General features: G+C 73.8%; 12 protein-coding genes. 5 read left to right on the forward strand and 7 right to left on the reverse strand.

Annotated features, from left to right (window positions below):
• Positions 1 to 41: 41 nt before the first annotated feature.
• The 3 genes from AB0D93_RS21645 to AB0D93_RS21655 form a co-directional block, all read right to left on the reverse strand.
• Positions 42 to 1,586 (reverse strand): nickel transporter, encoded by a 1,545-nt coding sequence (locus tag AB0D93_RS21645; protein ID WP_362121609.1) that lies wholly within the window; start codon positions 1,584 to 1,586, stop codon positions 42 to 44.
• Positions 1,583 to 3,304 (reverse strand): hypothetical protein, encoded by a 1,722-nt coding sequence (locus AB0D93_RS21650; RefSeq protein ID WP_362121611.1) that lies wholly within the window; start codon positions 3,302 to 3,304, stop codon positions 1,583 to 1,585. Before AB0D93_RS21650 ends, AB0D93_RS21645 begins: the two co-directional genes overlap by 4 nt.
• 84 nt (positions 3,305 to 3,388) lie before the next feature.
• Positions 3,389 to 4,930, reverse strand: coding sequence for a DUF4331 domain-containing protein (locus AB0D93_RS21655; RefSeq protein ID WP_362121613.1), 1,542 nt, complete (start codon positions 4,928 to 4,930; stop codon positions 3,389 to 3,391).
• A 210-nt stretch (positions 4,931 to 5,140) separates the two neighbouring features.
• Between AB0D93_RS21655 and AB0D93_RS21660 the strand changes: the two genes are divergently transcribed.
• The 3 genes from AB0D93_RS21660 (at position 5,141) to AB0D93_RS21670 (ending at position 6,888) form a co-directional block, all read left to right on the forward strand.
• Complete coding sequence (locus tag AB0D93_RS21660; protein WP_362121615.1) at positions 5,141 to 5,683, forward strand: sigma-70 family RNA polymerase sigma factor; 543 nt, start codon at positions 5,141 to 5,143, stop codon at positions 5,681 to 5,683.
• Positions 5,680 to 6,492, forward strand: coding sequence for an anti-sigma factor (locus AB0D93_RS21665; RefSeq protein WP_362121617.1), 813 nt, complete (start codon positions 5,680 to 5,682; stop codon positions 6,490 to 6,492). Before AB0D93_RS21660 ends, AB0D93_RS21665 begins: the two co-directional genes overlap by 4 nt.
• A 126-nt stretch (positions 6,493 to 6,618) precedes the next feature.
• Positions 6,619 to 6,888 (forward strand): hypothetical protein, encoded by a 270-nt coding sequence (locus AB0D93_RS21670; RefSeq protein WP_079161579.1) that lies wholly within the window; start codon positions 6,619 to 6,621, stop codon positions 6,886 to 6,888.
• A 61-nt stretch (positions 6,889 to 6,949) separates the two neighbouring features.
• Here AB0D93_RS21670 and AB0D93_RS21675 read toward each other — a convergent pair whose 3' ends face one another.
• The 3 genes from AB0D93_RS21675 to AB0D93_RS21685 are packed head-to-tail and all read right to left on the reverse strand — an operon-like array spanning position 6,950 to position 9,955.
• Positions 6,950 to 8,158 (reverse strand): CaiB/BaiF CoA-transferase family protein, encoded by a 1,209-nt coding sequence (locus AB0D93_RS21675; RefSeq protein ID WP_362121619.1) that lies wholly within the window; start codon positions 8,156 to 8,158, stop codon positions 6,950 to 6,952.
• Positions 8,159 to 8,201: 43 nt separating this feature from the next.
• Positions 8,202 to 8,990 carry an ABC transporter permease gene (locus tag AB0D93_RS21680; protein WP_362121621.1) on the reverse strand — a complete coding sequence of 263 codons (789 nt, stop codon included), beginning with the start codon at positions 8,988 to 8,990 and terminating at the stop codon, positions 8,202 to 8,204.
• The gene (locus tag AB0D93_RS21685; protein ID WP_362121623.1) at positions 8,987 to 9,955 is read right to left on the reverse strand and encodes an ATP-binding cassette domain-containing protein; all 969 of its coding nucleotides are present in this window, start codon (positions 9,953 to 9,955) and stop codon (positions 8,987 to 8,989) included. The genes AB0D93_RS21680 and AB0D93_RS21685 overlap by 4 nt, the downstream gene beginning before the upstream one ends.
• A gap of 63 nt (positions 9,956 to 10,018) precedes the next feature.
• On the opposite strand from AB0D93_RS21685, the gene AB0D93_RS21690 reads away from it, so the two are divergent.
• Both AB0D93_RS21690 and AB0D93_RS21695 read left to right on the forward strand, forming a co-directional pair.
• The gene (locus AB0D93_RS21690; RefSeq protein ID WP_362121625.1) at positions 10,019 to 10,729 is read left to right on the forward strand and encodes a TetR/AcrR family transcriptional regulator; all 711 of its coding nucleotides are present in this window, start codon (positions 10,019 to 10,021) and stop codon (positions 10,727 to 10,729) included.
• A gap of 29 nt (positions 10,730 to 10,758) precedes the next feature.
• Positions 10,759 to 11,268: an aminoglycoside adenylyltransferase gene (locus AB0D93_RS21695; protein ID WP_362121627.1), complete on the forward strand. Its 510-nt coding sequence runs from the start codon at positions 10,759 to 10,761 to the stop codon at positions 11,266 to 11,268.
• Between the two features lie 350 nt (positions 11,269 to 11,618).
• Here the strand turns inward: AB0D93_RS21695 and AB0D93_RS21700 are convergent, their stop codons facing one another.
• The gene (locus tag AB0D93_RS21700; RefSeq protein ID WP_362121629.1) at positions 11,619 to 12,776 is read right to left on the reverse strand and encodes a type ISP restriction/modification enzyme; all 1,158 of its coding nucleotides are present in this window, start codon (positions 12,774 to 12,776) and stop codon (positions 11,619 to 11,621) included.
• Between the last annotated feature and the right edge of the window lie 17 nt (positions 12,777 to 12,793).

The raw sequence follows: 12,793 nt of genomic DNA on the forward strand, positions 1-12,793 counted from the left end.
GGCGCCCCCAGGCAAGTCGTGCGACGTCTCCCCAAAGTAGCTCAGCCAAGCGCGGTTGCCGCCCCCTTGAGCACCAGACCCGCGCCCAGGGCCATGACGACCAGCGCGGACACGAGCGGCACGGACCGGCGCACCAGCGCGGCCACCGGGTGGGCGGTCCAGCGCGGACGCCGCTCCAGTGCGCGCGTCATCCCCGAGCCGAGCCGGACCACGGCGAACCCGGCCGCTGTGAGCGTCAGCGCGAGTCCGGCACCGTAGGCCACGACCAGCAGCAGCCCGAACCAGGCCTTGCCGAGCGCGGCGGCACCGACCAGCACGACCACGGCGGACGGACTGGGCACGAGCCCACCGGCGAAGCCGAGCAGGATCGTGCCGCGAAGGGTGGGTGCGGTGGGGTGCGTGTGGGTGTGTCCGCCGTGGGTGTGGGTGTGGCCCCCATGGGCGTGCGTGTGGGTATGGCCAGGGTGGCTGTGGCTGTGTTCCCCATGGCTATGTTCCCCATGGGCGTGGGGATCGCCGTGGTCGTGTACCCCATGGGTGTGCTCGACATGGTGAGGGGGGTGATGACGGTGGGCGGACCACACCCTGCGTACGAGGCCGGCGCCCGCCGCCAGGACCAGCACCCCGCCGGCGATGCCCAGCCAGGCGATCACCGCGGGCGTGGCGGCGGAGCCGGCCGTGACGAGCAGGCCCAGGGCGACCACGCCGAGGGTGTGGGTCACGGTGACCGACGCGGCCAGCGGCAGCACGTCCCGCAGCCGGGCCCGGCCCCCGCGTGCCGCCGCCGCGGCGGCCATCAGGGTCTTGCCGTGGCCCGGAGCGAGCGCGTGCAGCGCGCCGAGGACGACCGAGACGAGCAGGGCGAGCGCGGCGAAGCCGACGGTGAGGTCGTGGCGGGCCACGAGGTCGTCGAGGGCGCGGGTCCAGCGGTCGGCGCCCCGCGGCAGGACGGCGGCGCCCGGCTCCGCCTGCCGCTCCTCGGCGAGGGCCGGACCGCCGGGGCGCAGCCGCAGGGCGGCGGCGGTGGTGTCGGCCGGGGAGGACAGCAAGTCCTTCGGATACGTGGTCAGTTCGCGCGAGACCGACGCCTTCGGCACGTCCGTCGCGGTGAGCGTCATACGGTCGCCACGCGCGGTGATCTCCCGCCACCCCGGTCCGCTCGCCGTGTCCGCGCTGTGGAATCCGACGGTCACGGTGGTGCCGCGGGGGAGCGGGGCCGTCAGCCGGCACTCCAGCCGCAGGGTGTGCAGCCCGGCCTGTCCCGGACGCAGTCGCGCCGTGCCGCCGACGGCGGTCAGCGGGGCCGTACGGCCGTCGACCGTCAGCCTGCTGTCCGCGGCGGCCCGCGCACACCGCTGCCGGGCCCAGCCGGTCGTGCCCAGCCGCCTCAGGTCGGGCCCGGCCTGGGTCGCCGGGATCTCGGCGAGGTCCTCGACGTGGTCGACGCGGAGCTGCCCGGGAGCGGCGACCAGGCCGTCGTACCGGTTGACGGTGAAGTTCCCGAGCGGGTGGGCGCTCGCCGAGCCGACGGGAAGGAGCGTCAGGGCGCCGGTGGCGAGCAGCAGGAACGCGAGACGTCGCTTCACCGCGTGGCCTCCAGGGCCTTGCGGGCCTCGGCCGCGCCGAGCGGGGAGAAGCCGGGGTTCAGGCGCAGGGCCGAGGTGAGCGAGGCACGGCCGGCCGCGCGGTGGCCCGTGGCCAGCTCGATGATGCCGCGGTGGTAGCGGAAGGCGGCGTTGCGGTACCCGGTGGCGGTGGCCCGGCGGGCGTACGGCAGGGCCTCGGCGTCATGGCCGTTGACGTGCAGCGCCCAGGCCAGCGCGTCCGCGGTGTGCACGGTGTGCCGGCGGGCCCATTCGGCGCGGGCCGCGCGCAGGGCGGCCGCCTTGTCGCCGTGGTCGGCGGCGGCCAGCGCGGTGTCGAGGTCGGCGTTGACGCCGTTGGCCCGGGCCAGTGCGATCCAGGCGTCCACGAGGGCGTACTGCTGCCGCGCCCTGGCCCGGTCGCCGGCGGCATCCCGCGCCTCGTACAGCTCGCCCAGTTCGACGAGCGGACCCGGCAGCGGATAGCGGGACACCACCGTCTCCATCCCCTTGACGGCCGCCGCGCGGTCGCCGCTCGCCGCCTGCGCCCGCGCACGGCCCTCCAGCGCCGGAAGATAGGTGTCGTCGGCGGCGAGGGCACGGGCGTAGTAGCCGAGGGCGGTCCTGTAGTCGCCCTGGTTCCAGGCGAGTTGGCCGAGCTGGGCGGCCACGTAGGCGACGTCGCCCGGCGAAGTGGCGCCCGCGAGCGCCTGTTCGAGCACCCGGTGTGCCGTGGTCACGTCCCCGCGCAGCTCGTGCACGTAGGCGTACCGCGTGAAGACCGGCACGCCGGGCTTGCGGGCGTCGGCGGTCTCGGCGGCCTTCGACGCCTCGGCGTACCGGCCGAGTTCGACCAGGGCGTCGATACGGGAGGAGAGCGCGCGTTCGCTGTAGGGGTTCTGCCGCAGCGCCGCGTCCGCGTAGGTCAGGGCGTCCTTGAAGTCGTGCCGGGCGGCGGCGAGGGCGGCGCGGCCGGCCAGCGCCGGGTCGTTGTCCGGGGCCAGCGCGAGGGACCGCTTCAGCGCCTGCTCCGCCTGGGGGTAGCGGGAGGGGTCGCCCTTGGTCCGCGCCTGCTCGACATAGGCCAGGCCCAGGGTGGCCCAGCTGGCCGAGTCCTTGGGCTGGGTCCGCAGATGCGTCTGGAGCGCGGCGATGCTCGCGTCCAGGTTGCCGCCACCGAGGACACCGGGGTCCACGGCGGCCGAGGCGGCCGGGACGGTGGCGGGCGCCCGGCCCGCACCCACGGCGATCGCTCCGCCGGTCAGCGCGACCGCCAGCAGCGCCGCGCACCCGGCGAGTTGCACGGCACGCCAGCGCCGTCCCGCGGCGGCGAACCGACGCAGGGCGGCGACACGCGGCTCGGAGCCGGAGACCTCCTCGCAGCCGGGCTCCTCGAAGCCCGGGGCCGGGGCCTCGGCGGTGCCGGGCGGCACCGCCCCGGCTCCGCCGGCCGAGGGCTCTTCGTGGGCGGAGGAGTCTTCGCGGGCCGAGGGCTCTTCGTGGGCGGAGGGCCCCTCGTGGGCGGAGGCCGCGGCTTCGGCGCTGTCGGACGGCAGGCGCCGGGCGGCTCCGGAGGCCGGGGTCTCCCCGGTCCCGGGGGGCATGCTCTCGGCACCGGAGGCGGTCACGGCAACCGCGGCCGGTGCCGCCGCGTCCTGCTCCGGGTCCGCCTGCCGCGCGCCGGCCTCGTCGGCCGCGTCGTCGTTCGTACGGGGAGACATGGCCTCTCCAAGGTGGTCGGGACGGAAAGGCGCGGCCCGCCGTGGGGGAGGGGGATACGGGCCGCGCCGCTCTGGGGTGGGGGGTCAGTAAGGGCGGCGGATGCGGCGGCGCCACCAGCCGACCGCGGTGCCGAGCAGCAGGATGCCCGCCGCGCCCGAGGCCGCCGACGCGGCGATCAGCACCGTGTTGCCGGAGCCGCCGGAGGAGGACCCGGCCGGCTGGAGCGCGTCGCCCAGCTGGCTGCGCACGTCCGTGCCGGCGGTCGTGCCCTTGGCGAGCCGGCCGCGGGAACCGGGGGTGGGCTCGGCGACGTACGGGAAGTACTTCTCGAAGCCCTTGTCGTTCTTGTCCACCGCGTCGCCCAAGTCGTTCTTGGAGCCGACCAGTTCACCCTCGACGACCTGCAAGGACTCGTCGATCACGTCGTCGGTGAGCCGGCGTCCGTTCGGGAAGCCCGCGTTGTCGCCGTCCAGGACGCCGAGACGCTTGGGGTGCATGGCCGGCTTGATGGAGGTGTTCAGGCGCAGCTCCTCCGCCGGCCGCACGTTCGGCGGCTGGTTGAGGCCCTTCACGCCCTTCAGGAACACGTCGACCAGGTCGTTGCGCGGTTCAGCGGGCGCCTTGATCTTGTAGATCGACTCGATGAGCTTCGGCAGTTCGGGGTTGGTGACGTTCTTCAGGAACTGCGCGTCGTACCACGGCTGGGACGCGTTGAACCTGTCCTTGTCCTTCTGCGGGTTGACGACCTCGTTGACCAGCGGGTTGCCCAGGCGCGAGACCTGGCTGTAGTAGCCCTGCGCGTTCCGGCGCTGGGTGGTGGACCAGATGCCCACGACCGGCTGCCCGGACGACTCGCGGATCAGGTCGTTCGGCACCTGCAGGGCGATGGTGTTGACGTTGTAGCCCTTCAGGGTGTCCCGGCCGACCTCGCTCAGGTTCCCGCCGTACAGCAGGTCGAAGACGCGCAGGTCGGCGAAGAACGGGTCGTCCGCCTGCCCGGCGAAGGTCGCGGCGCCGCCCGCGGTCTTGTACACGGCCTGCGCGCGCAGCTTGCCGTAGTCCGGCATGGACGCCTTGCCCACGTCGGACGGCGCCACCGGCACGTCGTCCGCGATCTTCGTGTCCGACGTCACGTGCTGGTTCTTCAGCCGGATCAGATCGATGTCGTACGTCTGCGTGATGTTGAGGTCGGGGTCGTCCAGGCTGGTGACGGGGCCGGTGTTGTAGAGGAACGTGTTCCCGTTCCTCGTGTGCGTCTTGAAGGTGTAGCGGAACACCAACTCGCCCTGCGCGTCACCGTTGTTGTCGACGTGGATGTCGTACTGGGCGTCGTCGGCGAACGTGTAGAAGTTCGGTCCGCCGGCCGGCTCCTCGAACGGGATCCAGTTGGCCACGATCGTCGTCGTGTCGGGCTTGTCCGGGCTGACGAACGCGTACAGGTCGGTGTTGTCGTACTGCGGTGTCCCCGAGATCAGCGGGGCCTCCCGGTGGGAGGAGGCGGAGGCCGCCCCTGGTGCCAGCGCGGCCACGCCGGCGGCGGTGAGCCCCCCGGCCGCCAGCGCGCCGCAGAGGAGCGAGACCAGGCCCGTGCGTCCCGTGCCGCTCCTGGAGAAGAGAGGTGTCATGCCGTCCGTCCTCAGTGCCGACTTGCCTTTGACGGACGGGTATACGGAGCCGGCGCGCCGATCGGATTGGTCGGCCGGAGAAAAACTTTTGGGCACGGTCCGGCCCGCGTTTTCGGCCCGCCGATCCGTATCAACCGCGGGAGGTGTGCGTTCGTGCGGATGCGTGGAGTGCGCGGAAGGGCCGGCTGCGGCCACGGAGAGGGGGCCCGCATGCAGGCGGACGAACTGCTGGTGCTGGTCGCGGGCGGCGACCAGCGGGCGTTCGAGGAGCTGTACGCGCTGGTGTCGGGGCCGGTGTTCGGACTCGTACGGCGGGTGGTGCGCGACCCCGCCCAGTCCGAGGAGGTCGCCCAGGAGGTGCTGCTGGAGACCTGGCGCTCGGCCGCCCGGTACGACCCCGGCCGGGGCAGCGCGCTGTCCTGGATCCTCACCCTCGCCCACCGCCGCGCCGTGGACCGGGTGCGCAGCGCCCGCGCGGCCGGCGAACGCGAGCAGCGGGAGGCCCTGCGCGCCGGGGAGCCCGCCTTCGACCAGGTCGCCGAGGAGGTCGAGGCCGGCATGGAACGCGAGTGGGTGCGCCGCTGTCTGCGCCGGCTCACGGACCTGCAACGCCAGTCCGTGACCCTCGCCTACTACGACGGCTACACGTACCGTGAGGTGGCCGAGCGGCTCTCGCTGCCGCTCGGCACGGTCAAAACGCGGATGCGTGACGGACTCACCCGGCTCCGCGAGTGCCTGGGAGGGGCCGCATGAGCATCCTGGGCAGGCTGCTGCGCCGCGAGGACCTGCACTCGCTCGCCGCGCCCTACGCGCTGGACGCCCTGGAACCGGGCGAGCGGCGCCGGTTCGAGAAACACCTGCAGGGCTGCGACCGGTGCGCCGCCGAGGTGCGGGAGCTGGGCGAGGACGCGGTGCGCCTCGCCTGGTCCACGGCGGCCCACGCGCCCCCCGCCCTGCGCGAGCGGGTGCTGGCCGCCGTACGCACCACCCCGCAGGACCAGGCCCGGGTGCCGGAGCGCACGCCGCAGCTGCCGCCGCACGTCTGGGGCACCCAGCCCCCGCCGGGACGCACCCGTGCGCCCCGCTCACGCCCTCTCTTCGTGCCGTTCGCCACGGCCACCGCGGCGGCGGCCCTCGTGGTCGCCTCCCTCTTCGCCGTCCAGGCGCACCACACCCAGGACCGGCTGGACGCGGAGCAGGCCCGGGGACGTGAGATCGCCCACGTTCTGGCCGCGCCCGACGCCCGCGCCACGAGCAGCAAGGACGCCCGGGGCCGCGGTATCGGAGTGATCGCTTCCGCCTCGGCGCGAGAGGCCGTCGTCACGCTCAGCGGATACGGCACCCCGGCCGGCGGCCGCGTCCGCCAGCTCTGGCTCATGCGCCCGCGCGCACAACCGCGCTCCCTCGGGCTCTTCGCGGGCGACACGCCCTTGGTCGCGAAGGGTCTCGACACGTCCTCGACGTCACTCGCCGTAACCGTCGAGCCTGATGGCGGCTCAGCGCAGCCCACCAGCCAGCCCATTGTCCAACTCACCCTGAAATCGGTCGGATTCGGAGAGTAGTCGAAGTCGCATGGTCAACAGCCTTGCAGGGAAGGTGAATCCTGTGGCCGCGATACACGCGTGCCCCGGTGGGGCGATAGGGTTAGCCTGCCCGGGCCGGGTGGACTCGTACGGGTGGGGAGTGACATGGAGCAGATAACAGTGCGCAGCAGGGCCAGGGTCCCTGCGATCACCTGCGGGAGCAGCGCGACCAGTTCGCGGCTCGACCGCCATCTGTCGGTGCTGGCGGGTCCCGCCATACCGCAGCGGGAGACGGTCGAGGCGACCTCCCTGATGCGCGAGCTGACGGCGCGTGACACCGCACACCAGCGCAGCGACCGGGGTCGGCGGGTCAGCCGCGTCTCCCTCTTCGCGCCGCTGCGTCGGCTGCGCCGCTCGCTGTTCGGCGGCCACTGAGCGGCCACTGAGCCCGCCCGCAGGTCAGGCGGCCCCCTGGGAGCGCTCCGGGTGCCCGTGCTCAGGCCGCCACACCGTCCCGGCGCATCGCTGCGATCTCGTCGTCCGTCATCCCCACGGCACGCAGCAGCGCCTCGGTGTGCTGTCCGAGCGCGGGCACCTCACCCATCCGCGCCTCGTCCCCGCCCGGCAGTGTGATGGGAGGCAGCAGCGCCTGCAGCGGCCCGGCCGGCGATCCCACCACACGCCACCGCTCCCGGGCCGCCAACTGCGGATGCCCGGCCAGTTCGTGCAGGTCCCGCAGCCGGGCGCAGGCGATGCCCGCCTTCTCCAGCCGGGCCAGCGCTTCATCGGCGTCGAGTGCGCCGAGCGCCCGCGCCACCAGTTCGTCCGTCTTCTCCCGGTTCGCGACCCGTGACGCGTTCGTCGCGTACACCGGATCCGTTCCCAATTCCGGCTGCCCTATGACCTGTTCGGCCAGCCGCCGCCACTCCCGGTCGTTCTGCACGGACAGCAGCACCCGCCCGCCGTCGGCCGTCGGATAGGCGTCGTACGGCGCGATGACGGCGTGCGCCAGACCGGTGCGCGCCGGGGGCTCACCCCCATGCATCGTGTGGTGCAGCGGATGTCCCAGCCACTCGGCGAGCGCCTCCAGCATCGACACCTCCACCGGACCGCCCCGCCCGGTCGTCCCCCGCCGCACGAGCGCCGCCAGGACGCCCGAGAACGCGTACATGGCCGCCGCGATGTCCGCCGCCGGGACCCCCGCCTTCACCGGCTGCTCCGGCGTCCCGGTCACCGACACGAGCCCCGCCTCGCACTGCACCAGCATGTCGTACGCCCGCTTGTCCGCGTACGGCCCCGAGGAGCCGTATCCGGAGATGTCCACCGCGATCAGCCGTGGGTGCGCCGCGCACAGCGTGGCCGCGTCGAGGCCGAGCCGGGCCGCCGCCCCGTGGGCGAGGTTCTGCACGAACACGTCCGCGTCCGCGATCAGCCGCCGTACGGCGTGCAGCCCGCGCGGGTCCTTCAGGTCCAGTGCCAGGGACTCCTTGCCGCGGTTGCACCAGACGAAGTGCGAGGCGAGACCCCGGGCCGCCGTGTCGTAGCCACGCGCGAAGTCGCCGCCGTCCACCCGCTCCACCTTGATGACCCGGGCGCCCAGGTCGGCGAGCTGCCGGGTCGCGAAGGGCGCGGACACGGCCTGTTCGACGGCGACGACGGTGATGCCCTCCAGGGGCAGGGGCTGCTGATCCGTGCGCTGTTCCATGACCGGATCATGGCCCGTGACCGGCGGATCTGTCAGTACCCGGTCAGCGCTCCCCGTGTGCGTAGCGGCGCACGGCGAGCGGCAGGAACACCGCGGTGAGCACCAGGCTCCAGCCGAGCGCCCCGGCGACCGGGTGCGCCACCGGCCAGGCGGAGCCCGGCGGGACCGGTGCGTTGCCGAAGAGGTCCCGCAGGGCGGTCGTCACCGCGCTGATCGGGTTCCACTCGGCGAGGGCGCGCAGCCAGCGCGGCAGGTTGTCCGTCGGGATGTAGGCGTTGGACAGCAACGGCAGCACGAAGGAGGAGGCGCCGAGCTGCCCGGCCGCGTCCTCGCTGCGGGTGAGCAGCCCGAGGAAGATCCCGGCGCAGGTGCAGGCGAAACGGAAGAGCAGCAGCAGGCCCACCGCACCGGCCGCGGCGGGCGCGGACCCCTCGATCCGCCAGCCCACCGCGAGCCCGACCAGCAGCAGGGGAACGGTCCCCACGGTCGTGACGACGAGGTCGGCGACCGCCTGCCCGAGGGGTACGGCGGCCCGGCTCACCGGCATGGTGCGGAAGCGGTCCATCACGCCCCGGTGGGTGTCCGCGGCGGCCTGGAACATGCCGGTCATCAGCCCGCCGGCCGCGGTCGCGACGAGCAGCCCCGGCACCAGGAAGGACCGGTACTCGCGGCCGGGCATCGCCAACGCGCTGCCGAACACGTAGCCGAAGAACAGCAGCATGTTGATCGGCATCATCTGGGTGAGGATCGCCAGGCCCGGGTTGTTGCGGACCCGGCGCAGCTGCCGTCCGGTCATCGCCAGTCCGTCGTACGCCGACGCCAACGTGGTCATGCCGCGAGCTCCTCGCTGTCGGCGGACCCCGGACCGCTCTCGCCGGTGAGCCGCAGGAAGACGTCGTCGAGGGTGGGCGGGCGCAGGCTCGCGTCCAGCAACGGCACGCCCGCCGTGTCGAGTTCGCGCACCAGGCGCGGCAGGGTCAGGGTCGGGTCGGTGGTGACGGCGCCGACGGCGTTGCGCTCGTGGTGCAGATCGGGCTGCCGCCCGGTGAGCCGGTCGAGGACGGCCGCCGCCTTCGGCAGCGCCTCCCGGTCCGCGACCACGGCCTGGACGTAGGACCCGACGACCGCCTTGAGCTCGGCGGGCGAGCCGGTGTGCGCGACCCGGCCCCGGTCCAGCAGGGCGATGTCGTCCGCGAGTTGGTCGGCCTCCTCGAGGTACTGGGTGGTCAGCAGGACGGTCGTGCCCTGCGCCTTCAGGTCGCACACCGCCTGCCGGACGTGGGAGCGGCCGACGGGGTCGAGGCCGGTGGTCGGTTCGTCGAGGAAGAGCACGTCGGGGCGGCGGATGAGGCTGGCGGCGAGGTCCAGCCGGCGCCGCATGCCGCCCGAGTAGGTCGAGGCCCTGCGGCCCGCGGCCTCGGTCAGACCGAAGCGCTCCAGCAGCGCGTCGGCCCGGGCGGCCGGACCGCGCACCCGGTGCAGCCGGGCGAACAGCCGCAGGTTCTCGCGTCCGGTGAGGTCGCCGTCGACCGAGGCGTACTGCCCGGTGACGGCGATGCGGCCGCGCACGGCGGCGGCCTCCCGCACCAGGTCGTGCCCGGCGACCCGCGCCGAGCCGGCGTCCGGCCGCAGCAGCGTGGTGAGCAGCCGCACGGCCGTCGTCTTGCCGGCGCCGTTGGGGCCGAGCAGCCCGCAGACGGTGCCCCCGGCCACGGCCAGATCCAGCCCGCGCAGGGCGTGCACGGCGCCGAAGCGCTTCTCCAGACCCTCACTAAGTACAGCGTACGTAGTTGTCATGGGTCGACCATAGCGCATTACGTACGCCGTACGTAACTACGATGGTTGTCGAGGTGGTGATCGATGGCAGTCCGAGGGGCCGTTCCCGAGGTGATCTGGGCGCGCCCCGAGCGCACCGGACGGGGTCCGAAGCCGGCGTACACCCGCGAGGACATCGCGGCCGCCGCGGTCCGGATCGCCGACGAGCGGGGACTCGACGCGGTGTCCATGCGGCATGTCGCGGCCGAGCTGGGCTGCGGCACGATGTCGCTGTACAACTACGTCCCCCGCAAGGAGGACCTGTACGAGCTGATGATGGACGCGGTCAGCGCCGAACACGTCCTGTGGGAGCCGGGCGGGGACTGGCGGGCCGACATGCTCCGGGTGGCCCGGGAGACGCGGTCCCTGATGCACCGGCATCCCTGGATTCCCCGGCTGATGTCCCCCGTGTACGGCTTCAGCCCGCACGCCCTGCGGTACCTGGAGCACTGCCTGGCCTGCCTGGACCCGCTGGAGACGACGTACGGCACCAAGCTGGAGCTCATCGCGATGGTGAACGGCGTCGTGACGACGTACGTCCGCAACGAGCTCGACACGGCGGAGCGGGTGCGGGCGTTGCCGTGGTCGGAGGACGAGGAGAACGCGGTGCGGATCGCCTATCTCGGGGGGCAGGTCGCATCCGGGGCGTATCCGAGGATGGCGGCGGCGTTCGCGGAGGACGCGGGCCCGATCGATCTGGAGGCGGTCTTCGAGCGGGCGTTGGGGCGGGTCCTGGACGCGTTCGCGCCCCGGTAGGCCGGTCGTACGTGGTGGGGGCGGCCGACATGAGGCAACTCGATCTGATCGCGGAGACCTTGGGAGCGGCGCGCGACCGCGGCATCCCGCTGTGGCTGCGTGGTGGCTGGGCGATGGACTTCTTCCTGGGGGAGGTCACCCGGGAGCACGGGGACGTCGACTGGTTCGCCTGGGCCGGGGACGCGGCGGCCCTCGCCGGGATGCTGGCCGGCCTCGGGCACACACCGGTCCCCGGGCCGCCCCCCGGTCTCCAGCTCGACTTCGTCAAGGACGGGCTGGACAGCAGCTTCACCCTGCTGGACCGGGACACGGCCGGACGGGTGGTCGTCGCCGGTGGACCCTGGGCCGGAACGCCGTGGCCGGAAGGGCTGTTGGACACCCGGCCCGGCCGTATCGAAGACATCGAGGCGCCGATCGTCAGCCCCCGCGCGCAGATCGAGATCAAGCGCATGATGCCCGTCTGGGACCCCTCACGACCCCGCCGCGCCAAGGACGCCGAGGACATCACCCGCCTGGAAGCCGCTCTGCGCCGCCGCTAGGCCCTCCGGGCGGCCATCGCCCGTGCGGGAGCCGTTCTGGGCTTGCCGCTGGGTCCTTCGAGGTGGCGCGGTGGCGGCGTGCGCTGAGGGCGTCGTCCGTGGGGGAGCTGCTCTGGGGCGCTGTCAGGGTCTTTGGCCAAGGGTGGCGGGGTGCGTCGAGGTCATTGCCTGCCTGGGAGCCGTTCCGGGTCGCTGTCAGGGTCTTCGGGTAGGGGTGGCGGGGTGCGCTGAGGGCGTCGGCCGCCTCGGAGTCGCCGCCGGGGTCTTCGGGCGGTGGTCGGGGCGTGATCCGGTGGACAGTGCACCTGGGGCCTGCCGTTTGGATCACGCCGCAGACCAAACGACCAGCCCTAGATCAGCGTGAACTGTCCCTCCGGGCCCTCCTCGTGGTGGTCCAGGACCGAGGCGGGGCGGCGGGACGCCTCCGGTGCCGGGAGGACACGGGCCTCGCGGAGTTCGGTGGCCGTGATCGAGGTCGTCACCTTCAACTCGTCCCGCCGGGGCCGCAGTTCCGCCAGCAGTGCCAGGACCGTGATCAGTTCCAGCAGTTCCGACGTCCAGGCCGGCGGCCAGGTCGCCGGGCGGATCGCGGCGAGGGTGCCGGGGGCGGGCACGGTCGTGCGGGCGGCGAACCAGGACTCCAGGACCCGGGTGCCGGCCACCTCGTAGTCCCACGCCTCCGCCGGGACGGGGGAGACGCGGCCCTCGTCGAGGTGCAGGGTCTCCTCGTCCTCGTCGTAGGCCAGGGTCAGGGGCCGGACCGGCAGGGGCGCGCGGACGTAGGGGCGGCGGCCGCCCGGCAGCTTGGGCCGCTCCCCGTCGCGGCGCATCAGCCACAGCATGCGGCGGCCCAGTTCGACGCCGGCCGACCAGAGGGCGGGGTCGTCGGTGAGCGGCACGGTGAGGCCGGGGCCGGTGGCCGCGAGGATCCAGGCCAGGATGTCCGTGGGGGACGCCGGGGCTCCGCCCAGACGGCCGGCCAGATGCGCCGCCAGTCCCGGCGCGAGGTTCGGTTCCGCGCCGCCGGGGCGTCGGTACAGCGGGCGGACACGGCCCGTGCGCAGGGCCGGCAGCAGTGAGGTCACCAGGAGGGGGTCGTCCTCGTCGCCCGTCTCCACCGTGAAGACCTGGTGCGCGTCCGTCACCCGCCACAGCTCCGGCCGGGCCGTGTCGATCAGCCGGTGGTCCGGGATCAGCCACTGTTCGTCGAAGGGCGCCGCCAGCACGCGGACCGGCTCGGCGCAGGGACCCCCGGCGCGGGCCAGCCGCCCGGTACCGGTGGACTGGCCGGGCAGCTGCCCCACGGCGGAGGTGAGGTTCCGCATCCGGGTCGGCTCGAACAGGGCCTCCCGCTGCGGCCCTTCGGCCTTCAGCAGGGCGTCCCAGCGGGCCTTCAGGGAACCGGGATCGGGTGCCGTCGGCCAGGCGCGGCCCGGCCGCAGTGGTGCGACGGACCACGGCATGAGGTCCGCCAGCAGCGGAGCGTCGTCGTGCGTCACGCAGGGCATGCTACGGCCTTGTCCCG

Origin of the sequence: Streptomyces sp. NPDC048191, assembly GCF_040652655.1 — a bacterium.
In the GTDB taxonomy this organism is placed as follows: Bacteria; Actinomycetota; Actinomycetes; order Streptomycetales; family Streptomycetaceae; genus Streptomyces.